24 protein-coding genes and 1 riboswitch are annotated in these 22,928 nt (G+C 69.5%); of the genes, 12 read left to right on the top strand and 12 right to left on the bottom strand.

The window, feature by feature from the left end:
* Window positions 1-54 precede the first annotated feature (54 nt).
* From E7Y32_RS12570 to E7Y32_RS16465, 4 genes are all read right to left on the bottom strand, one after another.
* Window positions 55-261 (bottom strand): DUF4177 domain-containing protein, encoded by a 207-nt coding sequence (locus tag E7Y32_RS12570; protein WP_146337397.1) that lies wholly within the window; start codon window positions 259-261, stop codon window positions 55-57.
* Between the two features lie 156 nt (window positions 262-417).
* Window positions 418-1,827: a rhodanese-like domain-containing protein gene (locus tag E7Y32_RS12575; protein WP_146337398.1), complete on the bottom strand. Its 1,410-nt coding sequence runs from the start codon at window positions 1,825-1,827 to the stop codon at window positions 418-420.
* A gap of 121 nt (window positions 1,828-1,948) precedes the next feature.
* Complete coding sequence (locus E7Y32_RS12580; RefSeq protein ID WP_146337399.1) at window positions 1,949-3,250, bottom strand: hypothetical protein; 1,302 nt, start codon at window positions 3,248-3,250, stop codon at window positions 1,949-1,951.
* Between the two features lie 398 nt (window positions 3,251-3,648).
* A complete protein-coding gene (locus E7Y32_RS16465) occupies window positions 3,649-4,362 on the bottom strand; it encodes a glycoside hydrolase family 16 protein (RefSeq protein WP_261382433.1) in 714 nt (237 codons plus the stop codon).
* A gap of 67 nt (window positions 4,363-4,429) precedes the next feature.
* Between E7Y32_RS16465 and E7Y32_RS16470 the strand changes: the two genes are divergently transcribed.
* The 5 genes from E7Y32_RS16470 (at window position 4,430) to E7Y32_RS12610 (ending at window position 7,834) form a co-directional block, all read left to right on the top strand.
* A complete protein-coding gene (locus E7Y32_RS16470; RefSeq protein ID WP_261382434.1) occupies window positions 4,430-4,621 on the top strand; it encodes a hypothetical protein in 192 nt (63 codons plus the stop codon).
* Window positions 4,622-4,966: 345 nt separating this feature from the next.
* Window positions 4,967-5,668, top strand: a complete 702-nt coding sequence (locus tag E7Y32_RS12595) for a DUF4397 domain-containing protein (protein WP_146337400.1) — start codon at window positions 4,967-4,969, stop codon at window positions 5,666-5,668.
* A gap of 159 nt (window positions 5,669-5,827) precedes the next feature.
* On the top strand, window positions 5,828-6,397 hold the full coding sequence (locus tag E7Y32_RS12600; RefSeq protein WP_261382435.1) for an RNA polymerase sigma factor: 570 nt from the start codon (window positions 5,828-5,830) through the stop codon (window positions 6,395-6,397).
* Window positions 6,384-7,268 carry an anti-sigma factor gene (locus tag E7Y32_RS12605; protein ID WP_146337402.1) on the top strand — a complete coding sequence of 295 codons (885 nt, stop codon included), beginning with the start codon at window positions 6,384-6,386 and terminating at the stop codon, window positions 7,266-7,268. The genes E7Y32_RS12600 and E7Y32_RS12605 overlap by 14 nt, the downstream gene beginning before the upstream one ends.
* Window positions 7,269-7,312: 44 nt before the next feature.
* The gene (locus E7Y32_RS12610; protein ID WP_146337403.1) at window positions 7,313-7,834 is read left to right on the top strand and encodes a DNA alkylation repair protein; all 522 of its coding nucleotides are present in this window, start codon (window positions 7,313-7,315) and stop codon (window positions 7,832-7,834) included.
* Here the strand turns inward: E7Y32_RS12610 and E7Y32_RS12615 are convergent.
* Window positions 7,831-8,085, bottom strand: a complete 255-nt coding sequence (locus E7Y32_RS12615) for a hypothetical protein (protein ID WP_146337404.1) — start codon at window positions 8,083-8,085, stop codon at window positions 7,831-7,833. The genes E7Y32_RS12610 and E7Y32_RS12615 overlap by 4 nt on opposite strands.
* A gap of 170 nt (window positions 8,086-8,255) precedes the next feature.
* Window positions 8,256-8,449: riboswitch (cyclic di-AMP (ydaO/yuaA leader) on the top strand.
* A gap of 4 nt (window positions 8,450-8,453) precedes the next feature.
* On the opposite strand from E7Y32_RS12615, the gene E7Y32_RS12620 reads away from it, so the two are divergent.
* Entirely contained in the window at window positions 8,454-9,200 is a 747-nt protein-coding gene (locus E7Y32_RS12620; RefSeq protein WP_146337405.1) for an NlpC/P60 family protein, read from the top strand.
* A 113-nt stretch (window positions 9,201-9,313) separates the two neighbouring features.
* On the opposite strand, the gene E7Y32_RS12625 is transcribed toward E7Y32_RS12620, so the two are convergent.
* Window positions 9,314-9,871: a dihydrofolate reductase family protein gene (locus E7Y32_RS12625; protein WP_146337406.1), complete on the bottom strand. Its 558-nt coding sequence runs from the start codon at window positions 9,869-9,871 to the stop codon at window positions 9,314-9,316.
* Between the two features lie 243 nt (window positions 9,872-10,114).
* Here E7Y32_RS12625 and E7Y32_RS12630 point away from each other — a divergent pair, with 243 nt between their 5' ends.
* The 3 genes from E7Y32_RS12630 to E7Y32_RS16475 all read left to right on the top strand — a co-directional run bounded on the left by E7Y32_RS12630 (window position 10,115) and on the right by E7Y32_RS16475 (window position 12,851).
* Complete coding sequence (locus tag E7Y32_RS12630) at window positions 10,115-10,312, top strand: helix-turn-helix transcriptional regulator (protein ID WP_146337407.1); 198 nt, start codon at window positions 10,115-10,117, stop codon at window positions 10,310-10,312.
* Window positions 10,312-11,505, top strand: coding sequence for a type II toxin-antitoxin system HipA family toxin (locus tag E7Y32_RS12635; protein WP_146337408.1), 1,194 nt, complete (start codon window positions 10,312-10,314; stop codon window positions 11,503-11,505). The genes E7Y32_RS12630 and E7Y32_RS12635 overlap by 1 nt, the downstream gene beginning before the upstream one ends.
* 176 nt (window positions 11,506-11,681) lie before the next feature.
* On the top strand, window positions 11,682-12,851 hold the full coding sequence (locus E7Y32_RS16475) for a class A beta-lactamase-related serine hydrolase (protein ID WP_261382436.1): 1,170 nt from the start codon (window positions 11,682-11,684) through the stop codon (window positions 12,849-12,851).
* Window positions 12,852-12,872: 21 nt separating this feature from the next.
* Here the strand turns inward: E7Y32_RS16475 and E7Y32_RS12645 are convergent, their stop codons facing one another.
* Window positions 12,873-13,250 carry a cupin domain-containing protein gene (locus E7Y32_RS12645; protein WP_146337409.1) on the bottom strand — a complete coding sequence of 126 codons (378 nt, stop codon included), beginning with the start codon at window positions 13,248-13,250 and terminating at the stop codon, window positions 12,873-12,875.
* 96 nt (window positions 13,251-13,346) lie between these two features.
* Entirely contained in the window at window positions 13,347-14,822 is a 1,476-nt protein-coding gene (locus tag E7Y32_RS12650; protein WP_146337410.1) for a DUF5129 domain-containing protein, read from the bottom strand.
* 103 nt (window positions 14,823-14,925) lie between these two features.
* Between E7Y32_RS12650 and E7Y32_RS12655 the strand changes: the two genes are divergently transcribed.
* Window positions 14,926-15,462, top strand: coding sequence for a hypothetical protein (locus tag E7Y32_RS12655; protein WP_261382437.1), 537 nt, complete (start codon window positions 14,926-14,928; stop codon window positions 15,460-15,462).
* Window positions 15,459-17,171: a DUF5671 domain-containing protein gene (locus E7Y32_RS12660; protein WP_146337411.1), complete on the top strand. Its 1,713-nt coding sequence runs from the start codon at window positions 15,459-15,461 to the stop codon at window positions 17,169-17,171. The genes E7Y32_RS12655 and E7Y32_RS12660 overlap by 4 nt, the downstream gene beginning before the upstream one ends.
* Window positions 17,172-17,210: 39 nt before the next feature.
* Here the strand turns inward: E7Y32_RS12660 and E7Y32_RS12665 are convergent, their stop codons facing one another.
* The 3 genes from E7Y32_RS12665 to E7Y32_RS12675 form a co-directional block, all read right to left on the bottom strand.
* Entirely contained in the window at window positions 17,211-18,914 is a 1,704-nt protein-coding gene (locus tag E7Y32_RS12665; protein WP_146337412.1) for a SulP family inorganic anion transporter, read from the bottom strand.
* Window positions 18,915-19,018: 104 nt separating this feature from the next.
* Window positions 19,019-19,867: an esterase/lipase family protein gene (locus E7Y32_RS12670; protein WP_395940454.1), complete on the bottom strand. Its 849-nt coding sequence runs from the start codon at window positions 19,865-19,867 to the stop codon at window positions 19,019-19,021.
* A gap of 305 nt (window positions 19,868-20,172) precedes the next feature.
* Window positions 20,173-21,315, bottom strand: coding sequence for a cation:proton antiporter (locus E7Y32_RS12675; RefSeq protein WP_146337414.1), 1,143 nt, complete (start codon window positions 21,313-21,315; stop codon window positions 20,173-20,175).
* A gap of 259 nt (window positions 21,316-21,574) precedes the next feature.
* Between E7Y32_RS12675 and E7Y32_RS12680 the strand changes: the two genes are divergently transcribed.
* On the top strand, window positions 21,575-21,904 hold the full coding sequence (locus tag E7Y32_RS12680; RefSeq protein WP_146337415.1) for a hypothetical protein: 330 nt from the start codon (window positions 21,575-21,577) through the stop codon (window positions 21,902-21,904).
* A gap of 15 nt (window positions 21,905-21,919) precedes the next feature.
* On the opposite strand, the gene E7Y32_RS12685 is transcribed toward E7Y32_RS12680, so the two are convergent.
* On the bottom strand, window positions 21,920-22,927 hold the full coding sequence (locus E7Y32_RS12685) for a HAMP domain-containing sensor histidine kinase (protein ID WP_146337416.1): 1,008 nt from the start codon (window positions 22,925-22,927) through the stop codon (window positions 21,920-21,922).
* Between the last annotated feature and the right edge of the window lies 1 nt (window position 22,928).

Here is a 22,928-nt window from a genome sequence, read left to right on the forward strand (position 1 = left end):
TGCAGTCGGGGGCATCGCGGCGGGCGCCTCCGTGCCGCCTTGCGGCGGGGCCGCTTAGGCGAGACTCTCGAACACCAGGGTCGCCTGGATGCGGTCACCGCCGGCGAGCCCCTTGCTCCCGCTGCTGGCGGTGGTGATGGTGTGCAACCGGTACCCCTTGGCGGCCTGGTCGTTGATGGTCTTCTCCAGGGACGTCAGGTTTCCAGACCCGGTTCCCCACAGCTTCTCCTTGAGGATTACCTGCAAAACGACGTAATGCATGGCGGGCGCCTTTCGTGACGGGACAATTGGCAGCAATGCTACCTGCCGGCCCGGCATCCCCTCGGAGGCACCGCGACGCGGCGGTTTCTGGCCGGGCATGGCAAAAGGGCGGTAGCCCGGGTTGCCCCGGGCTACCGCCCTTTCTGGTTCTTTGATCTAGCCGGCGGTGACGGTTGCCTTCGTCTGCTGCCACGCGGCCCACGCCGCGTAGCTGCCGTCGAGTTCGACGACGTCGTAGCCTGCCCGGCGCAGGGCGCTAGCGGCGACGGAGTTCCGGACGCCGCTCTGGCAGTAGGACACGATGGTGCCCTCGGCCGGGAGTTCGTCCAGGTGCCACATCACGCGGCCGCCGCTGAGCTGGTACGAGCCCGGGATGTGGCCGGCGGCGTGCTCGGTGCGGTTGCGGACGTCCAGGACCATGGCGGCGTCGAAGCCTTCGAGCTCCTCTGGCTGGATCAGCTTCGGGACGCTGACCGGCAGGCCCTCAATGCTGGTGAGGTAGCCGGCGACGTTGTCGATGCCGACGCGGACGAGGTGGTCCCACATTTCCTGCGCGGCGGCCTGGCTGGGGGCCAGGAGGACGAGCGGGTTCTTGTCGGTTTCGGGGTTCACGACCCACGCGCCGAAGCTGGCGGTGGACTTGCCGGCCGGGATGTTCAGCGACCGGCTGACGGTGCCCTCGTGGACCTGGGCGTTGGGGCGGGTGTCCACGAAGGTCAGGGTGTCCTCGGCCAGGCCGGCGGCGACGTCGGCGGTGGCGAGTTCGACCAGCGGGGTCCGCTCGCCCATCACGGCCGGGCCTTCCCGGTTTTCACGCTTCATCCGGGCGAAGTAGGCGTGGGCGTCGGGCTGGCCGTCAAGGAGTTCGTCAATGAAGCCCTGCTCGTCGTTGGCGGCGAGGTAGGGGCCCCACCAGGCGTAGAGCCGTTCGTAGCCGACGGTGGAGGACGGGATGGCCCCGAGGGCCTTGCCGCAGGCGCTGCCGGCGCCGTGGCCGGGGTGGACCTGGACGTGGTCGGGCAGGGTCAGGAACTTGTCCCGCAGGCTGGCGAAGAGCTGCTTCGCGCCCTCGAAGCGCGTGTCGACGCCGCCGGCGGCCTCGTCGAGCAGGTCCGGGCGGCCCAGGTCACCGGAGAACACGAAGTCGCCGGAGAGCAGGTAGCCGGGGGCGTTTGCGAAGGCTCCGTCGGTGATCAGGAAGGACAGATGCTCGGGCGTATGGCCGGGGGTGTGCAGCGCCTTGACCGTGATGTTGCCGAGAGTGATCTCTTCGTTGTCGTGGAGGCGCTCGGCGTCGAAGCCGTACTGCCAGTCCGTCCCGCCCTCGCCGGAGACGTAGGCGGTGGCGCCGGTGGCGGCGGCCAGTTCGCGGGTGCCGGAGAGGAAGTCGGCGTGGATGTGCGTCTCGGTGACGGCCACGATCTTCATGCCATTGGCGGCGGCGAGGTTCTCGTAGACGGCGATGTCGCGCCGGGGATCAACGACCAGCGCCTCTCCCTTGGCCTGGCAGCCGATGAAATAGCTGGCCTGGGCGAGGTCTTCGTCGTAGATGCGCTCGATAAGCATTCAGGGTGCTCCTTCTTGAGGTAGACGGGGAAGGGATTCCTTCCGCTTCTGACTTCAACAATAATACCCCGGGGGGTATCACGCAAGCGGCGTCCGGACGGTGCCGGCAGCATGCCTGGACCTAGCCGCCCACCCTGGCCATTACCTTGTTGATGGTGGCCGCCAGGCCGTCCGCGGCCTGCTGGACGGCACCGTCGGAGAGGGTCTTGGTTTCGGTTTCGACGCAGAGCCTGCCCTTGCGGGCGCCCACCAGGACGTGCCGGACGCCGGTCCCGTCGGGCAGCATGTACACCACGGCGTAGCCTGTCTGCCCACTGGTATCGACGGTGGGGTGTTTGAGCGGCGACCAGGTCCGGGACCCGGCCGAAGGCAGGTGCTCCTGGACCGTGGTGCAGCCGGCCAGATCGGCGGCACGCCGGTCAAAGGCGGACCCGTCCGGCGACGGATCGGGCAGGCCGATGAGCCGCAGGCTGATCTGGTCCGGTGCCTGGCCTGTGCCGGGGATCTCGGCGACCACGGTGGCGGCTCCCCCGAGTGAGGCGAGGTAGGCGGCGTCGTCGTAGATGCAGTGTTGGGCGGCGGGATCCGCGGGTGGTGCCGATGCCGCGGGGGTGTAGCGGCCCTCCAGCACCTGGGCCGGGCTTCCGTTGGGCCCGGTAATGCCCTGCAGCAGCCGTGCCACTTGCTCGGGGGTCTGAAGCTCCGGTGCCGGCCGGGACGGTGGTGGGGCCGGTGTGGGGTGCGAGGGCGGCGGTTCCGACGTCGGGCTGGTTGCCGGCGGCGCGGCCCCCGGGGCGCCCCCGGCCAGTTCCCGGACCAGCATCCGGGCGAGCCCGAGCAGCGGCGCCAAGGCGGACTGGAGTTCCTCGTCGGACGGATTGGCCTGCACCTGCCGACTGAGGCCGAGAGATACCGTTCCCATGAGTACCTGCAGGGACACGGTGCCGTCGGCCGGGGGAGTGTCCGCTGATGCCGCCGGGCTCGATACCAGGGCGTAGGCCCGTTCCCCCAGTTCGGGGACAGTTAGTAGCCGGACCGTGGCCGGCGGCGAGTCCGGGGAGTCCTGCCGGAAGCTCGCGCAGGTGGCGGCCTGCTTATCGGTATAGGCGAAGTCCGCGGCAACCACCGTGTCCCGGGGCGCGCTCCTGGCCAGCACAAAGGCCACGGCCTCGCGGGACCAAGTTCCGGTGAGCGTCAGGACGCCGGCGGCGAAATTCATGTCGAGGTCTGCGCGGCTGGTTGGCGCGCTGTGCGGCCGGAAGAGGCCGCATTCACCGGGCTCGACGGCGGGCTGCTGCGCGGGTGCAGGCCGTCCCTGAAGGCGCGTCCGGAGGTCCGCGCTCCTTGAGACCCTCCCGGCGCCCGGCTGGCCACCGTTGATCGCCCGGTCCACCAGGGCCATCAGTTCCTCGTCGGACAGCACCGCATCAGCCCCCGGCGACTCGGGGGCGCTGGCGGAGGCACCGGCAGGGGAGGGGGACGCGGCGGGGGACGCGGCGGAGCCGCTGCCGGCCGGAGGCGGTGACGGTGATCCCGGTGTACAGCCGCTTAGAGCCAGCGCGGCCGCGGCGCACGCCAAAAACCAGCGCTGTCTCCGCGGGGGACCGCCGGGGATTCGGATTGTTGCAGCACCTGGGCGCACGACTGGACTCCCTGCCGTCGAAAGATGTGCTGCGCCCAGCCTCTGCCCCCCGCCCCGGCGGCACCAGAGGATTTGTGCCCCTGCACCACAAAGGCACCGTCCTCAGCCGAGGACGGTGCCTTTGCAGTGTGACGGCGCCGTGGTGATGCGGCGCCGGCGCGGCGCCGCGCGCGTGTGTCCTACTGGTAGACGCGGACCCAGTCGAGCTGCATCTGCGACGGGCTGGTGGCGGTGCCGTCGGGGAACCAGTCGAGCTGCATCGTCTGGTGCATGCCGACCGTGGGCTGGTGTGCCGGGTTGGTGTCGCTGAACGTCTTCACGCCGTCGATGTAGCCGGTGATGCCGGCAGGCGTCCACTCCACCGCGTAGTTGTGCCACTGCGTGGTGTCCACGGGCGTGGCTGCCGTCGTCTGGAAGTCCCCGCCGCTGCAGGCGTAGTGCAGGAAGAACTTCATGGCAGCGGTGTTCGAGGTGCCTTCGGCGAAATCAACTTCGGCGCAGTTCGGCGAGGTGTTGTTGTTCGGCCACAGGAGCAGTACGGGGTGGTACTCGGAGTCGCGGACGTTGGTCTTCATCCGGGTCTCCCAGCGGCCGTATTTCTGCTGGCCGAACTTTGCCGACATCCCGCCGGTGGTGCCGGCCGCGTCGCCGGTGACGGTCGCGACGCCGTTGGCCACCGACCACGCCTGGGGGCTGCGGACGCCCTTGCCGGCATGGCCGGCACCGTTGAAGACGCCCCATTTGGCGGCGTCCGGGGCTCCGGCGTAGGAGAATTCGTCGCCGGCCAGGACGGGACCCCAGCCCAGGGCGGCGGCGGCCTGTGTTCCGTCGCCTGCGGGGGCTGCCGGGGCCGGGGCGGCAACCGGTGCTGCCGGCGCCGCGGGTGCTGCCACCGGCGCCGCCGGGAGAGTGCTGGGCGCCGCCGGCGCGGCAGCAGGCGGAGCTGCCGGGGCCGCTGCAGTGGTCTCTGCAGGGGCCGGCGCAGCGGCGGCGGAGGTGGCCGGCGTCGACGCCGGGGATGCTGCCCGCGCCGACGACGTCGGGCTGGCCGCCTTGGTGGGCGCGGCGGTACCGGCCGAGGACGCAGCACTGCATCCGGTCAGCGACAAGGCACCGAGGGTAACGGTGATGGCAATCTTCTTGAACAAGTGACCCCTCCGGGATATTGAATTGGCGCAAGCGCAGGGCGCGATCGGGGCGCTGGCGAGCTTCTGGCAGCTTCTTTCAGCCCCGCCTGGCGGACAGGGCGAGCAGGCGCCGGCTGGCGCGGCGGCGCCCTGCATAACGGGCATCCGGGGCCCTGCGTTCGGGCCTGGCCCTCGGGCCAGCCGTCAACGTTACTCGATCGTAACCTTTGTTCGCAAAACGCCTGATGGTCCCCGGCCCATGACCCGGAGAAGAAAATGTGGCACTCATGCATCCGTTCGGCACCCCCGGCCGGTAGTAAGGGTGTAAGCGAAACACCGCCCGCATCCGGGCCTCAATGAGGAGTTCCACATGCATACGAAATCACTCTCTGCTGCAGCCGGCGCACTGACGCTGCTGGCAGGGCTTGCCTTTGCAGCCCCGGCGCAGGCCGGGGAGAAGCGCCACGACCATGACACAGCAAAACTCTCCGTTCTTCACGGCGTCCCCGGGGTAATCGTGGACGTGTGGGTGGACGGAAAGCTGACGCTGGATAACTTCACCCCGGGCACCCTGGCGGGGCCGTTGAATGTCCGGGAGGGGGAGCACAAGATTGCCATCACCGGCGCGGACTCCACGAGCGCCGACAACCCCGTGATCGGCCCTGTTGAGGTAGATCTCAAAGAGGGCCGGGACTACACCGCTGTGGCGCACCTGACGGCGGACGGAAAGCCCACGGCCACGCTGTTCAAGAACGACACCTCGGCCAGCCCCGATGGCAAGGGCAAGCTGACGGTGCGGCACGTAGCCGCGGCACCCGCCGTCGACGTCCTTGCCGGTGGCAAAGCCGTGATCACGGGCCTCGAGAACCCCGACGAGAAGAAACTCACGCTTAAGGCAGGAACCATCTCCGCCTCCGTGGCCGCAGCGGGCAGCACCGAGGCCCTGATCGGCCCCGCGGATGTGAAGGTCAGCAAGGGCAAGAACACGATCGTCTACGCCTGGGGCAGCCTGGCTGACCACAACCTCGACCTGGCAGTGCAGGTGGTGAAGTCCGCACGGCAGGACGACTGAGCGGTCCGTCAGGTGCTGAATTTGCGCCGAACGGATGGCGGGGCCGCGGCGATCGCGGTCCCGCCATCCGTCCTCCCGCAGGTTCCTCCATTGCGGTGCGCCGAGGCCCGGGGAATAATGGCGTTCCACGGGTCTCATTGCCGCTCTAAGGAGCACCTGTTGGAGGCTACTGATCGTGAATGGGATGTTTCCATTGACCATGCCTTCGCCGCGGGTGAGGAGCAGGCGCTCGCAGAGGCCTACCGCATGCTCGGACCCCTGGTCCATACGCTGGCGCTGAGGGCGCTGCGCGAACACGGCGCCGCCGATGACGTCACGCAGGAGGTCTTCATCCGCGCCTGGAAATCGCGAACCAGCTATCGCCCCGACGCGGCCCGGCTGCCCGCCTGGCTGATCGGGATCACCCGCAATGCCATTTCCGATGCCCTGTCCGCCCGCTCCCGCCGGCGGGACGTGGAAAGGGCAGCCCTCTACCTGGTCAACGACCCGGCAACCGGCGTCGACCGGCCGCATGCCGAGGCGCTCGCGGACCGCCTGACCCTCGACGACGAGCTGGAGCGCCTGGGGGACCCGCAGGCGTCCATCATGCGGCTGGCGTTCTACGAGGATCTGACGCACGACCAGATCTCGTCCCGGCTCGATCTTCCGCTTGGCACGGTCAAAAGCCATATCCGACGCAGCCTCGCCCGGCTGCGGTCCCGGCTGGAGGTGGAACATGGAGCATCTTGACGATGAGCTCCTGGCGTTGCTGGCGCTGGGCGAACGGCCCGCCAGTGCGGAGGAACGGCTCCACCTGGACGGCTGCCACGACTGCGCGACGACGCTCGACGCACTGCTGAACACCGTCTACGTCGCCACGCTCAACCCGGACCAGGTGCCTCTGGAAGTGCCGGGCAGCCATAACTGGGCCGCGATCCACTCAGCGCTGGGGCTCTCGCCCGCCCTGGCCGCCGACCCCCTGCGCCCACCCCGCGGCGGCGAAGCCCCTCACGCGGAGGACCAGCCGGCGGGGGACCGTCCCTCGGAGGACCGGCCGGCCGGAGCTGCCGGGGCGCAATGGCACCCGGCCCCGTCGAACCCGCATCCCGCCGGGCGGCAGCCGGGCCAGCGGCACACGGGCCAGGGCTTCCCACGGCGCGGATCATGGATACTCGGTCTGGCCGCAGGGGTGCTGCTGGGCGCTGCCGGGGCGTGGACGGCCGTGACCGTCCTGGGCCCCGCCCAGCCGCCGGTGGCACAGCCCACCCCATCCGGGCCTACGGCGGTGCTCCTGGCCGAAGCCTCGCTGGCTCCGCTGGCAGGACACTCGGCCAGCGGCAGCGCACTCGTGGAGAAGCTCCCCGACGGATCGCGGCAGCTGGTCGTCAGCCTTCCCGAGGAGAAACTCACGGGCTTCCGCGAGGTGTGGGTGGGCTCGGCCGACCTGTCCCGGATGGTTAGCCTGGGTGTCCTGGGCCAGGGAACCGGTTCTTTCGTTATCCCCGGGGCCCTGGACCTGGCCGACTATCCGGTCCTCGACATCTCCGACGAACCCTACGACGGGGACCCGGCACACTCCGCAGAGAGCATCGCACGCGGTAAGTTCGCCGCGCAGGGTTGACCCCGGCCGCAGGAGCGGGCTGGCGGCTGCGACAGAATGGACCCATGAGCGAGGCCGGTGACTTCATTGATGCGGCGCTGCAGCGCGAAAGCACCTGGCAGCGGGCCGAGGAAACACGGTCCCGCCTCGGTCCGGAACTCCGGTCCTATGGCGCCTCCGTCGGCGCCGTCCGGGGCGCGGTCCGGGATGCGCTCCGCCGCTACCGGCACCTCGGCCGTGACGGAATCACGGCGCTCAGCTCGGAGTTGTGGGCGGTACCGGTCTTCGAACGCCGCCTCGCCGCTGTCGTCCTGCTGCAGTCCCATCTCGCTGTGCTGGACAACTCGGACCTGACCCGGATCGAAGGCTTTCTGCGCGGTGCGCGCCTGCCCGAGCTGGCGGATCCGCTGGCGGTCGACGTCGTCGGGCCGCTGATCGCCGGTCTTGACGGGGCGGCCCGGAGGCGGGCCGAGGCCGTCCTGGAACGGTGGCTGCAGGACCCGGACCCGTGGCTGCGCCGAGCGGCCCTGCTGGCACCGACGGGCGAACTCCGTTCCGGCGCGGGCCGGAGCCGCAGGTTCCCCTAGCGCTGCGGCCGGCGCTCCACCACGGCGTACGCCCTGCCGTCGAGGAACTGCCAGTCGGTCACGACCATAAAGCCGAGGGCATCCACACGGTCGTTCAGGACGTGGACGTCGAATCCGCCGTCGCGCGGTTCGGCATCCCAGGTGGCGACGTGGATTTCCCCGCCCTCGAGCACCAGCAGCTCCGTATTGACGTCGAAATCCTCCTGCGGCTGGTCACTGAGTTGGCAGATGGCGACACAATGCCGGTTCATAACGGGCCTTCCGCTCGGGGAACGCTGGATGAGCCCATCCTATGCGTGGCAGTGCTCGGTGCCCTAGGCCTAATTCCCCGCCAGGACACGCCTCCGTTACCTGAATGTGACATTACCGCCCAGTACCGTTACCGTGGATAGGTGCCTGTTTGTTTCCGATACGGGCGCTTCCGAGCCGATTGCCTAACTCTGCCGCGGCCCGGGATCCGAATGCAACCTTCTGGCAGAGACGGGGAAACCACTTATGACCTGCCGCTCCGGCGGGTCTTGGGGTGAAGCCGCACAGCCCGCTCTGACGGGTCCGCGGCCGGGTGCCTCCCATCCGAATCCGACAGCTCACCTCGCAGGCATTGGGAGAGGCTACAAACATGACTTCACGCACTACTGCTGCGCGCCATCGTTCCGACGTCCCCGCAGGACGGACCTCAGCATTTTCGGTCAAGCCAGGCACCATCGGCCGCCAGGCCGCGGTCCTTATGGCGGCGTCCGGCCTCGTCCTGACGAGCGGCATGGCGGCCAACGCGGCGGCCGCACCGGCTGAGCGCGAGTCCGCCCCGGCATCATCGGTCGACGTCGCCGGGAAGGTTTCGGCCCCGGTCACCGCCGACTCCGCGGTCCAGATCAGCTTCGACCGTCCGGCAGTGGCCACCACGCCGGCGCCTGTAGTCGAGCAGCCCAAGCCCGTTGCCGCACCGGCCGCACCGGCCGCGCCCGCCGTCGCCCAGGCTCCGGCCGCCCCCAAGATCACCGTCCAGGCCCAGGCTGCCGTTGCCCCGGCCCCGGCCCCGGCCGGCGGAGTCAACGCCGCGATGCTCTCTGCCGCCTACAGCCAGATCGGCATCACCCAGGACTGCACTGCCATGGTCGAGAAGGCCCTCGGCGCTGCCGGCATCCCGGTGGGCGACCTGGGTCCCCAGCAGTTCATGAACTACGGCAAGGTTGTCGCCGACCCGCAGCCGGGCGACATGATCGTCCAGTCCGGCCACGTGGCCATCTACGCCGGCAACGGCCAGGTCATCAGCGGCGGCATGAACGGATCCAACCAGACGATCTCGCACCCGCTCTCCTGGCTGACCGCCACCGGCGGCGTGACCTTCGTCCGCGCCGGAGCCTAATCCCCGAGTAGATATTGCACCAGCGCTACTCCCGAAGGCCGGTGGCCGGTTGTCGCTACGACAGCCGGCCACCGGCCTTCGCTGGTCCGGGGCACCCTAGCTGGTGTACGTCATCAGCTGGTGTACCGCAGCCGGACCACGCCGTTGCCGAACGTCCGCGTTTCGGCGAGCGTGAGCGCGGTCCTGCTCTCCGCGGACTTGAACAGTGGCGTGCCCTGGCCCAGCAGGACCGGGTGGATGTAGATCCAGTACTCGTCGATCAGTCCGAGCCGGCGGAAGCTGTCCGCCAGCCGGGCCCCACCCAGGGCCAGATCGCCGCCGGGCTGTGCCTTGAGTGCCAGGACGTCCTCAATCACGACCTCGCGCGCCACCGTGGTGTTCCAGTCGGCGCGCTCCAGGGTTCTGGAGTAGACGATTTTCGGCATCTCTCGCCAGATACCCGCGAACTCGACCTCGGGCGGCGTGCTGGCCGGGTCCCGGTCCGCCGTCGGCCAGTAGCCGGCCATCAGCTCAAAGGTGATGCGGCCGTCCAGGAAGGCGCCCATGGTGCGGAGCTCCTCATTGAAGTGGCTGTGGAGCTCGTCGTCCACCATGTGCCAGTCGAGTTCCCGGTTAGGGCCTTCCATAAACCCGTCCAGGGACACCTGCATTGCATGGATGATCTTCCGCATGTGCCGAGCCTACGCGCGCACCGGACCACGGGGAACCGCCCGGCGGGGAACCGTCGCCGGCCGAGGCGACCGGCAGTATAGTGCCGGTGAGCCCCCGAAAGCGGGCTGCAGGCGCTCACTCAGACCTCTTTCGGCAGCATCTTGCCGAAATCCAGAAACTGCGGCACGATAGGGGAAGTCTCCCGCTTGAACCGGCAATATGATGCCGGACCGACGTGGCGGGTCCGTCTGGAAGGAACAGCAGTGGGTGATGTGGCGGCGATCGCCGAGGGAATCCGCCGGAGCCGGAAGGACGCCGGGCTGACACAGGAGGACCTGGCGCACCTGGCCGGCACGTCGGAGCGCACCGTTCGCGCCATTGAGACCGGAACCGGCAACCCCTCGCTGCAGGCAGTGGTGGCCGTGGCCAATGTGCTGGGCCTGAAGCTCGCGGTGGCCTGATGCCGGGGGAACTGCAGGATCTGCGCTTCGTCCGGACCGCCGACGTGTACAAAAACGGGGTCCCGGCCGGGCAGCTGGCGCGCACCGGCCATGGCGGCGTCCGCTTCTCCTACCTCGCCGAATACCTTGCGGGCGGCCATCCCGCCGTCGCAGTCTCGCTCCCCCCGTCCGAGGCGGCGGTGGAAGCCCCGGCCGGGGCCCTGCCGGCCTTCTTTGCCGGCCTGTTGCCCGAGGGACACCGGCTCACCGTGCTCAAGAACGCCACCAAGACAAGCTTCGACGACGAGCTGACCCTGTTGCTCGCCGTCGGCTCCGACGTGCCCGGCGACGTCCAGGTGGTGCCTGCCGGCGAACCCCCGGCGGAGCCAGCGGCCCTGGCCGACACCTCGCGGCCCGAGGAGCTGGACTTTTCTTTCCTCGCAAACACCGTGGACCTGCATGGCATCCCTGGCGTGCAGCGCAAAACCAGTGCCTCCATGCTGACGACGCCGCTGGCCCTGCGCGGGCACCGCTACCTGCTGAAGCTGGATCCGCCGGAACATCCCCATCTGGTGGAAAACGAGGCAGCCCATCTGAAAGCTGCGAAAGCGCTGAAGATCCCGGTCGCCAAGAGCTCCGTCATCGCCGACCGGAACGGGCTCCCCGGGCTGCTGGTGGAACGGTTCGACCGCTATAGGACCCCCGACGGCGCGTGGCACCGGCTTCCCCTGGAGGACGGCACCCAGGTGCTGGGCCTTCCACCGGCCTCCAAATACGGCGTGAGCGCCGAGCAGGTGGCCGCCGCACTGGCCGGTGTCTGCAAGGCGCCGCTGGTTGCCAGCCGCAACCTGTACCTGCAGTTCCTCTTCGCCTGGCTGACCGGCAACGGCGATCTACACGCGAAGAACCTGGCCGTCCTCGGCGGCGCCGCCGGCTTCATTATGGCCCCCGTGTACGACGTTCCATGCACCCTGCTCTACGGCGATGAAACCCTCGCGCTGCCCGTGGCCGGAAAAACCAAGAACCTCAAGGCCAGGCACTGGGCGGAACTCGCGGACACCCTCGGGCTGCCGCCGCGGGCCGCGGCGGCAGCCAACCGCACAGCCCTTGCGGCCGCCGGCGCAATCCGTCTCGAGGAACTGCCGTTCGCAGGCTCCCCGTTGCGTGGCGCCCAGCGGGAGCTGCGGTTCAGGCGCCAGGAACTGGGATCCTGAGCCAAGGTTTCCTCAAGGTCCGGCCCTTGCTGCGGCGGCCTCTGACAGGCAAAATTCAGGGACTTTGAAGCACCGCGGTTCACGAAAGTTCCTGTGCCTGGAGGAATTGCATGCCTATAACAGCGCCCACGGGCACCGGCCAGTGGTCAGATTCGACCGGCCGGGGATGATGCCCTGTGGGTCTGGTGCGAAACGGCGGCTCCGGCCGCCTCGGGGTCCGGGGCACGCGGCGGGGGCGGTTCCCGCGGCCCAGCGCTGAGACGCTGACCGGGATCGGCGCCATCCTGGCGCTGGTGCTGGCTACCAGCGTCTATGCCGTGGGCCAGGCAGCGGTCCCGTCCAACCCGCCATACTCCGCCCCGGGCCCAGCAGGTGCGACGGCGGCCGCGCCCGCAGCGCCCGCCGCTCCGGGCCCGACGCCGCCCGCCGGGCAGCAGGCAGCACCCACTGCCGGCACCGCGCCAACCCCCGCGGTCCAGCCGGCCGGCGCGGGAACAGGAACGCCGCCGCCGCCGCCGTCGTCGGCCGTGCCGCCGGTCTCCGCGGAGAACCCTCCACTCCAGAGCGTGCCGGAAACCGGTGCGCCCGAAACCGGTGCGCCGGCGACCGGGGCACCACTAGGGGCGGCCGCCGCCGTGGCGCTGACGCCGTCCATCGGACCCGACCTCGAGGCGCAGCTAAACGGCATCATCCATAGCTACCCGGGCTACCAGCTGGGCGTGGCGCTGATCGACCTGGCGGACGGCGCTGTGCACGAATACGGCGTGCGCACCAAGTTCACGGCGGCCAGCACCGCCAAGGTCCTCGCCGCGGCGGCCTACTACCGGCTGGCCGAAACGGGGGAGCTGTCGTTGGACGAGCCGATGGGGGTGAGCACCGCGGGCCTGCAGATCCGCCAGATGATCCAGCAGAGCAATAACGAGTCGTGGGCCATGATCCTCGAAGCGCTCGGGTCCCGGCGCCTAACCGACTATGCGGCCTCGATCGGCATCGAATACGACCGCGCCTACAACAAACTCACGCCGGCCGAAACCGCACGGACGCTGGCCCTGCTCTACACCGGCCAACTGCTCAACGCGGCCAATACCGCCCAACTGCTGTCCTACATGCAAAACACCAACCTGGAAACGCTCATCCCGGCGGCGCTGCCGCCCGATGTCGTCGTGTTCCACAAATACGGATTGCTCTACGGCAACCTGCACGACGCCAGCATCCTGGTCCGGGGCGGGAAGGCCTATGCGTTTGTGGTCTACACCCTGGGCCGGAGTCCGGCGGAAATAACGAGCCGCACCCGGGTCATCCACCTGCTGACCCGGACCGTCTCTGCCGCGCTTTTCCCCGGTTGAGCCGCTGAAACCGCCGGGCGGCTATTCCGCGGCTTTGGCGAACGTGGCCGCGCTCAGGAACTCCACCCCGACGAACGGTTCCCCGCCTTCCACCCAGGCGTCGTGGCCCGGGGGAATGGTGTAGGAATCGCCGGGGCCGACGTCGATCCGGCCGCCGTCGGTCGTCTCGACAATCAGCCGGCCGGAGACACAAAACCCGACGTGGCTGTTCTGGCAGGAATCCGTGTGCACCACCGGTTTGATGCAGTCGGACCAGCGCCACCCCGGCTCGAAGCTGAACCGGCCGATGGTGTAGTCGCCGACGGACACAATATCGATCTCGCTCTTGTCTGGGCGGCGCTTCTCATCCGGGGAATTGTGCGACTTCACTTGCAGCTGGGTGACAACGTTTGCGGACATTGCACTCCCTCTTTTCGATCAGGGAAATGAACTGCTTACGGGGCCTAGAATCCTCGCTTGGCGAGCGGTTGTCGAGATGAATTTCATCGCAGCCCGTTAGAAGCTGGAGTAACTTCCGGAGCCGGAAAAACTGCCGCCGCTGCCGCCATATCCCGTGGTGCTGCCGCCACGGGCGGTGCTGACGCTGCTGACGCCGGTGGTGAGGCCAGTGTTGAACGTGGGGACCGAGAAGAAGTAGTAGGAGGGGTAGACGGTGCCCAGGATGCTGGGTTCGTAGCGGGGCCGCTGCTTCCTGCCCGTCCCGGACTGGGCCTGCTCCATTTCCTTGCGCATCAGCCCGGCCTCGCGCTCGTTGCGGGCATAGCCGGCGATCACGGTCTCGGCATGGGCCTTCAGCAGCTCCGAGAGCTCGGTCCGGGCGTCGCGCAGCCGGTCCAGCGCCGTTTCCGGGCTGATGCTGCCGTCGGACAGCTCGGCCGTCCAGCGTTCCATGTCGCGCTGGCTGCGGTCCCGGAAAGAGCGCAGCGACGCGGCGGTCGCGGAGCCGCCCTCACCGTGGTTCTTGGCCAGCAGGCCCTCGATGCCGGCCAAGTCGCTGCGGAAGGGGGCAAGCTGGCGGTCCCAGGCCGTCGCCCAGGTGGACCCGCGGTTCAGCAGGGCGTTGGTGTCCGAGATGACGTCGTCCAGGGCGTCGAGCTCGGCCGCCGCATCCGCGTATTGCCGGGCCAGCGCCAGGCTCGACCGGCGGCCCAGCTGACGCTGCGTGAGCGCGTGTACCTGGTTGAAGAGGCCGGTGGCCGTGTTGTACCGGCCCAGGAAGGTGCGGTTCTTTTCCAGCACCGTGCTGCCGTAGCGGGAGGACTCCGGGATGGTGCCGGCGTTGAGTTCGGTGACCTGCAGGTCCATGCTCACGTTGGCGTAGTTCGCGTCCCCGCGGGCGATCTCCTTGCGGCTGCCCACCCTCGTCCGCCAGCGCACCAGCAACCAGGTGCCCGCACCGGCGACCACGGCACCCGCCGCGCTCCAGGCCGCGACGAGGAAGGCGGTGGAGCGGTACCAGGGCTGGTTGATCAATTCGGCCCCGCGCCGGATGCCGGCGATCGTACCCTCGGTCCATTGGGCATCGCGCAGCAGGTCCTTGGCCGCGTTCTGGATGTCATCGCGTTGCTCGAGGGAGACCTTCCGGTCCTCGCCCATGTAGGTTCCGACGTGCCGGCCCACCGGATCCAGCGCGAAGATGAACAGGCCGTCCGCCCACTTCTGCCCGTCCGCGCTGATCCAGTCCGGGTGCTCAGCGCGGGCGTAGCGCAGCACCTCCTCGTTGAGGTTGTCCGCGGCGGTGCCGTTATACGTATACACAGCCACTTTGGTGGGCTGGTAGAACTCGATTTTCCGCACCGCGGGCAGGAGGGTGTTGCTGTCCAGGACGCCCGCCCGGTCGGCCACGACGACGTCGGCGGGCGGGACTGCGAGCGCCGCCGGTGCGGCGCCGAGCAGGATGCCGGCCACGCCGATGAGCAGCAGCAGGACGCGCGCCGGTTCCGGGCCGAAGATTTTCCGCATGATCCCCATCGTCTGAGCGTAATGTTTGCTGCCAGCGTCGTCGACACGCCGGGGCGCTGAAAGGGCCTAAAGACACCATGACGGTGCTGGGGCGGGCATCCATACTGACGGCATGAGCCAACCGCCGTACGACCCCGGACCGCCGGCAGCGCCACACGGCGACGAAGCAAGGGTTCCGGAGCCGGAACCGGCGCCCGGACACCGCCGCCCGGACCGGGTCCTGCTGGGCATCGTAGCGGCGATCGCCGTCCTGGTGGTGGTGGCGCTGGCCGTGGTCTTCCTTCGCGGGGAACCGCAACCGCTGGACGAAGCGTCCCCGGCCGGCGTCGTGCAGCGCTACAGCAAGGCGGTGATCGACGCCGATCCCGCCGCGGCGGACGCCTATCTCACCGACAACGCCCGGTCCCGGTGCGCCAACTACTACGGCGGCGCGCAGGCCAGCCGGGTGGTTCTGGTGTCCACGACCGAGCGCGGTGAGACGGCGACGGTGAAGATCTCGATCGTGCATTCGTCCGCCGAGGGCCCGTTTGGCCCCTCCGAATTTGCCGAGGACGCCGTGGTTGTCCTCGTGAAGGTGGCGGGCAAATGGAAGATCAATGAACTCCCTTACAGCCTTCAGACCTGCACCGGCCCAGTGGTGAAAAAATGAGTGCCGCGCGGATCCACCCCGCCCCTGCCGCCGGGTCTGCCCAAGCCAAGGTCCGCCGCCTGGTGGTGTTTGTGCTGCTGTTCGCCCTCGTGGTGATCGCCGCCAACGGGCTCGGCGGCCTGCTGGAACGCCTGCTGCGCGCCGGGCAGGTGCTGGCCGGGGAGGGCGTGGCGGGGCTGGCGCTGAATCTGGCGTTTACCCTGATCGGCGGCCCGCTCGCCGCGCTGCTGTGGTGGCTGATCTGGCGCCGGCTCGACGAGGCCGGGGAGCGGGAGGCGCCGTCGTGGGGCCTCTATGTGGCGGCGGTCTACACGGTGTCCCTGATCCTGTTCGTGACGTCCCTGCTGGCGATGGCGGCCTCGCTCATCGGCGATGAAAATCCGGACTGGCGGGCGCCGCTGTCCGTCGGGGTGGTCTGGGCCCTGGTGTGGGTGTGGCACCGCTGGATGTGGCGGCACCCCGTGCGGGGGCCGCTCGAACTCTCGAGTGTGCCGGCCGTGATCGGCACCTACTTCGGGCTGGGAATCGGCGTCGGCGGCGCGGTGACGGCGCTGGCTGCCCTGCTGGACATCGCGATCCGGGGGTCCCTGGAGCTGACGGCAGCCGCGGATCCCTGGTGGCGCTCCGCCCTCCAGGATTTGGTCTGGGCGGCCGGGGGAGCCCTGGTGTGGTGGTGGCACTGGGTCCGCGGTAACGCGCGCCGGCTCCGGGGCGGGTTCGCCGATGTGGGGCTGGTCGTGGTGGGTGTGTTGGCGGCCGGGCTGCTCGCGCTGGGCGGGGCGGGGACGGTCCTCTTTGTGCTGCTGCGGCTGGCTTTTGACCGGGAGGACCCCCTGCTGGAACTGCTGTCGCCGCTCGCCGCCGCCATAGCTGCGGCAGCCGTCGGGGCGCTGGTCTGGCGGTATTACCGCACCGCCGCCACCGGCCGCTCCGAGCGGACCCGGCAGGCGGGCATGCTGGTGACGTCGGGCGTGGCGCTGGCGGCGGCCGCGACCGGCGTCGGTGTGATTGTGAACGCGGCGCTGTCCATCGCGGTTTCGCCGCTCGCCGGCGGCAATGCGCGCACGCTGCTGCTCGGCGGCATCAGCTCGCTCGTGGTGGGCGGCGCGGTCTGGTGGCTGGCGTGGCGTCCGGCGCGGCAGCACCGGCAGGAGACCGCGGTTCCGACGGGGCGGCGTGTTTACCTTGTCGCCGTGTTCGGCCTCAGCGCCGTGGTGGCACTGGTCGCCTTGCTGGTGATCGGGTACCGGCTCTTCGAATTCTTCCTGGCCGAGGTAACGGGCGGCAGCCTGGTGGATCGGATCCGTGCGCCGCTGGGGCTGCTGGTGGCCACGGCCCTGGCCGCCGGGTACCACTTCGCCGTCTGGCGGCAGGACCGGTCCCGTCAGGCGGCAGCGGGGACCGGCGGCAAACGCTCGATCGGGCACGTGATCCTGGTGGCCGGTCCCGACGCCGAGCCGCTGCGCCGGGCGGTCGAAGAGCTGACCGGGGCCGGGGTCACGCTGTGGAGCCGGGCCGACGTCGGCGTGCCGGCGCTCACCGCTGCCGCTTCCGCAACAAGCGAGGGTGTGCCCGGGCCCGGCGTCGGGGGGCCGCGGGTGCCCTCTGGCGCAGGCCTGGCCGAGGCACTGGCCGGGGTGAGCGCCAAACGGGTGCTTGTTATCGAGGAGGCCGACGGCGGCGTGGACGTCATACCGTTGCGCGGCTGAGGGGGCGGCCGCCGGAGCCGCTGCCACCGCCGGTGCCGGTTACGGTGACGGGAGGTCGAACTCTTTGCGGTAGGAGCGCACGGCGTTGTGCACCGTGGGGAAGAAATGGTCGGGGCCGAACCGGCTGCTGACGCCGAAACGGATCAGCCGGTCCTTGATCGGACCCTTCATCTCCGCAAACACCAGGCTGACGCCTTTCTGCGCGAGTTCGTCGTCGAGTTCCACCAGATCGTCCAGGGCGGTGGTGTCGAGGTCCGTGATGGCTTCCGAGGCGACCACCACCCAGTGCACCGGAGCAGGGGCGTGCGCCACGAGCGTCCGGATGTGCTCGGCGAACACGGCGCCGTTCGCGAAAAACAGCGGGGCATCGAAGCGTGCAATCACCAGCCCGGGCACCCGGTGTCCGTTCGGGTGCCTGCTGAGGTCGTGGTAGCCGGGCATGTCCTCGACACTGGCCAGTTCCGTCCGGTAGGGATCCCAGGCGCGCAGCACAAAAGCGATCAGGGACAGGCCAATCGCGACCACCACCCCTTCCAGGACGCCCACAAAGGCGACGCCGAGGAACGTCGCCAGCAACAGCGCCGCTTCCGTCCGGCTCATCCTGACCAGCCGAGCCAGCGTCGTGAAGTCGATGACCGAGACTGCCGCGACGATCACGACGCCGGCCAGGGTGCTGGAGGGCAGGAATGAGGTGACCCCGGGGGCCGCCACCATAAACAGGACCACCAGGGCCGCCGCGATCACGCCGCTGAGCGGACTCCGGGCGCCCGCCTCGAGGGCGATCGGGGTGCGGGAGGCACTCCCGGAGACCGGAAACCCGCCGAAGAGGCCGCACGCGGCGTTCGCCAGGCCGAGGGCGCCCATTTCCTGGTTCCCGTTCACGTGGGCGCCCCGGCGGCGGGCAAGGCTTTTGGACAACACGGAGGTATCGGCGAAGGCGATCAGCGCGATGCCGGCCGCCGGGCCGAGCAGGGCCAGGACCTCCGCCGGGCGGACGCTTCCGAGATCTGGCGCTGGCGGCCCGGCCGGGAGTTCACCCACCACCGGCACGGCGGCCTCCAGGCCTGCCGCCGCCGCAATCGCCATGGAGGCAAGCACCGCAAGCAGCACGCCGGGAACCTTCCACGGCAGGGCCCGGCAGCCGAGGATGACCGCGATCGTGCCGGCACCAAACAGCAGCGCCAGGGGTTGGGCCGCGCCCTGCGCCACGTTCCGGGCCGTCCCGGCGAGGCTTTCGGCGAGCGAGCCGCCGGTGGCCGGGACGCCCAACAGCTTGGGCAACTGGCTGGCGATCACCACGAGGGCAATTCCATTGAGGTAGCCCACGCGGATGGGTTTGGACAGCAGGCCCGTGACAAACCCGAGGTTAAGGAACCTGCCCACCAGCAGCATCAGCCCGATGAGCAGGGACAGCACCCCTGCCAGCGCCACGGCATGGCCGGAGTTCGCGGCAGCCAGCGGGAGGACCGCGGCGGCGATCATGGGGACCAGGGAGGAATCCGGCCCCACGACCAGGACCCTTGAGGGGCCAAAAACGGCGTACGCCAACAGGGGAATCACCGAGGCGTAGAGTCCGGTGACGGCGGGCAGCCCGGCTGCTTCCGCATACGCCATGCCGGCCGGGATCAGGGCGGCGCTCAGGGCGGCCCCGGCAGCCAGGTCGGATTTCAGCCAGGCCCGCCGGTAGTCGAGGACAATGCTGAGGCCGGGCGGAGCACTGTGGAACCAACGGCGGCGGCTCACGGCGGCCCGGCTCAGTTCCGGGCGGAGGGCGGGCGGACGAGACTCATGCCTGATTCTACGTCCGCCCGCCCCCGGTATTTCCGGGGATTACCCGGAAGCTGCGCTTACAGGCAGCTGGGCTGGAAAGCGGGGTCCGCCGGCTGGCCGGCCGGACGCCCCAGCGCGTTGGACACGAGGCGCTGGACCACCGGGTCATTGGGTGTCTGGTCGTGTTCGATCACATCCGCGGGGCACTTGTCCTGGATGGTGATGTTCGTGACCTTCTGCGCCGGTCCAGCCAGGAACTGGCTCTGGTACGGCGTGACCACCTCGTCATGGGTCGTCGAGATGACGGTGTAGGCCGGCCCGGACACGGTGTCTCCGATGGAGTTCAGCTTGGTCAGGAAGGGCGAACCCGCCTGCTGGTCTGCGCAGGCCTGGCAGTTGGAGCCGCCCGCAGAGGTGGCCGGCGGCACGGAGCCCGGCGTGGGGGTAATCAGCCCCTGGGTGCCGTGGTTGGACGGGGCGATGCCGACCAGCTGGTTGACCTTCTTCGCGCCGCCCAGGAAGCCCATGTAGTAGCGCGGCATCATGCCGCCCTGGCTGTGTCCCACGAGGTCGACCTTCTTCGCCCCGGTCGAGGCCAGCACGGCGTCCACAAACGGGGCCAGCTGCGCGGCGGAGTCCGCGATTGGGCCGGTGGCGTCGATGCCATTGGTGGTCCCGTAGTTCAGGGCGTAGACACAGTAACCCTCGCTCTTGAGGGCCGGCGCCATCGTGGCCCAGTTCTTGGCCATGCTCTCGAACGTTCCAGGAACGAGGATTACCGGGTTGGGGTGCGCCGCGGAGGGCTTGCACGACCAGTCGTTAGCACCGGGAGGGGAGACATCCACGGTGCCGGCGGTGGCTGCCGGTGCTGACGCCAGGGATCCGCACAGGAGCGCAATCGCCCCCAATGCTGCGGATTTGGCCAAGGTGCGCTTGGGTCGGGAAGTGTGGTTGAGCTGGGACACGGAATACCTCTTCGGTTGGGCCCCTCGGCTGTGAGGGGTCAGCGTGGATGGAGGTGAGTTAGGGATCCGTCCCCCTGTGATCCGGCTCACGTCCATCACTTCAGCCTAGGAACGTGATCATGACGCGCAGTCACTTTTGCACGTTTGTGCAATGGTTTCTGGCGAAGGCGGGCTACTCGCGGGTAGCCAACCCCCAGTGGATGCACGATTTCCCAATTTTTGACAGCGGAAGGCAGCCGAAGCCCAGCGCCGTGGGCCGCCCTGCTTCAGGCTTTGAGCGGCGCGGCGAAGGACCGGGCGGCACGCGCGCCGCCCAGGGAACTGGCGGCAATGGTGACGAGGGCTCCGAGGAGCAGCGCGGCATCCTCGCCGGGCTGCAGGACGTGGAGCTGCGTTCCGATGCTGGCGGCCGCGACGGGGATTCCCAACTGGGCTGCGGAGAGCACCCCGAGGGGCAGCGGCAGGCCAAACGCCCTCAGGCCGGCGTGCAGGAGTACGGTGCCGACGCCCAGTGAGAGGCCCAAGGCCGCCATGTCCGGGTGGCCGGCGAGGTCGCGCAGGTTCAGGGAGGATCCCAGCCAGACAAAAAAGATCGGACCGAGGAATCCGTCGCTGACGGCAAAGAGCTGGCGCGCCAGGCGTCGGGGTTCGCCGACGGCCGCCACCACCAGACCGAAGGAGAAGCCGGCCAGCATGACAGAGACGTGCCCGAAGTTTGCCACTCCGGCCAGGGCGAAGAGGAGCGCCAGCTGGATGCGGAGCTCGAGGGCAAACTTGCGGTCCTCAGAGAGGCGATGCATGCGCCGTCGGGTCCCGCGGCGCTCCAGCAGGTTCAGCGCGAAGAAGAGCGCGACGGCGCAGATCCCCACCGCGAGCGCCCCGAATGCGGCGCGGACGGCGTTTGGCGGGTCCACTGCCAGCGGCAACGCGAGAATGCAGGCGATGTCCGCGATGGCCACCTGCGCCGTCATGGCAATCACCTGTGGTCCGCCCAGACGAAGGGAATCGACAATGGGCAGCACCAGCGCCGCAGACGAGGAGGCCAGGAGCACGACGTACAGCGGTGCGTGCCCGGTGCCGAAGGCGAGGCCCAGGCCGGTGCCAACCACGGCGGCTGCGATAGCCGCCAGGCCGGCGCGGCGCGCCCCCTGGCCAAGGGCGGAACGGATCTGCGGATCCCGTACCGGTACGTGCGTTCCAGCCACGAACATCATGAGCGCAAAGCCGATGTTGGCCAACAGGCTGAAGGTCGGATCCGCCGGGTCGACCAGCGCGAGCCCCGTGCGTCCGATCAGGATGCCGGCCAGCAATTCGCCCAGGACCACCGGCAGGTTCCAGCGGACCGGCAGTGCGAGCAGGGGCCCGGCCAGAGCGACGACGGCGATCAGCGCCAGCGTCAGGAAGGTCACGGCGTGCTGGCGGCGGCGCGCACCGTCACTCCAGAGTCTCTCACCATGGAATGAGACTAGTCCCGTGCGCGCCGAGTGCCGGTACCTGCCCGGCGTGAACGTGCCTCGCGGCCGACTTGCGGCCTGCGGGCTGCCGCAGGGCTGCTCCGTTCCGGCTCTCAGCCTGTTCTCAGGATCTGCGGATACAGTCCCCGTCGGCAGGACCGTCCGGCCGTTGATGTGAGGAGGATGCGTGGGCCCGGTAAAGAGTCTGTGGGCGATGGTTCAGGGGGATCCCGTTTTCATGCGGCGGGTCAACGGCTGGCTGGCCATCATCTGGATCCTCATGATCCCCATTTCGCTGATGATGGGCTGGCTGGACTCCGTCGTGTACGTCTCCGCCCTCTCGCTCTGGGCACTCGTCTCCGGCCACTGGTCCGCCTGGCAGGCCGCCCGCGTCGAAGTCGCCCAGATGGAGGACGCCAAGAAGCGCGAAAAGGAAGACATTGTGGCGGAGGTGGTGGCCGCGCTGCTCGCCAGGACGGACTTGGAGCCGGCAGGCACCCCGGTCAAAGAGCGCGGCGGATCACCGGCCGCGACCGTCAACTGACCACCCCCCGCGGCTTTAGCCCCCGGCGGCAGGCAGGATGAGCCTCATCACGGTTCCGTCGGCCCCGGTCCTGGCCACCTCTACCGAACCGCCGGCCGCCATGGCGATTTCGCGGACCAGGGACAGTCCGATGCCGTAGCTGCGTTGCCCGCGTGACCCGTCGGCGCCCGCAGTCCTGACGAAACGTTCGAAGATCCTGTCCTGGTCGACGCCGGTGATCCCGGCGCCCGTGTCCGCCACGGTGATCACCGCGTGCTGCTGCTCGGCGGCCGTTGAAATGGTCACGCGGCCGCCGGGCGGGGTGTGCGAGAGTGCGTTGTCCGCCAGCGCCAGGACTGCGCGGCGAAGCGCGTTGGCGTCGATCCTGGCCGCCGGGCGGCCGGCCGCGGAGAATTCCAGTCGGACGCCATTGGCCGCCGCGAGTTGCTGGAGACTGTCAGCGACGGGGGCGACGACGTCGGCCAGGTCAACCGGCTCCGCTGGCCCGGCCGTGGGATCGGGGGCGTCCGCCGTAGCGGCGAGCAATAGTTCGTTGACAATGTCGGTGAGCCGGGCGGTGTCCTCGCGGATCCGGTCCAGCTCCCGGCCCTGGCGCGAAGCGGGCGCGGCGCCGCGCTGCGCGAGCTGGATGCGCGTGTCCAGGATGGCCAGCGGGGTGCGGAGTTCGTGGCTGGCGTCCTGGACAAACCTGCGCTGGAGGGCCAGTGCCTCGCCCAGCGGCCGGATGGCGCTGCGGGCGCTGAGCCAGCCGACGAGGCCGGCCAGTGCGATCCCGGCTACCCCGGCGATGACCATCGCCTCGAAAAGGTCCTTGGAATCGAGGTAGGTGTACGTGGTCCCTGCCAGCGCCGGGGGCGGCAATTCCGGACGGGCCAGCTTGTTCATGAGATAGAGGGCGGTGACTGCGAGCAGGCAAAGCACCATCACCGCGCAGGCCGCGCTGATGCGGACGGCCACCTTGAGCGAGGCCTTGCGCAGGGTGGTCTGGTCCGGCGTTCCTCCCGGCGGGGTTTCCTTAGTCATG

Source organism: Arthrobacter sp. UKPF54-2, assembly GCF_007858535.1.
Lineage (GTDB): Bacteria > Actinomycetota > Actinomycetes > Actinomycetales > Micrococcaceae > Arthrobacter.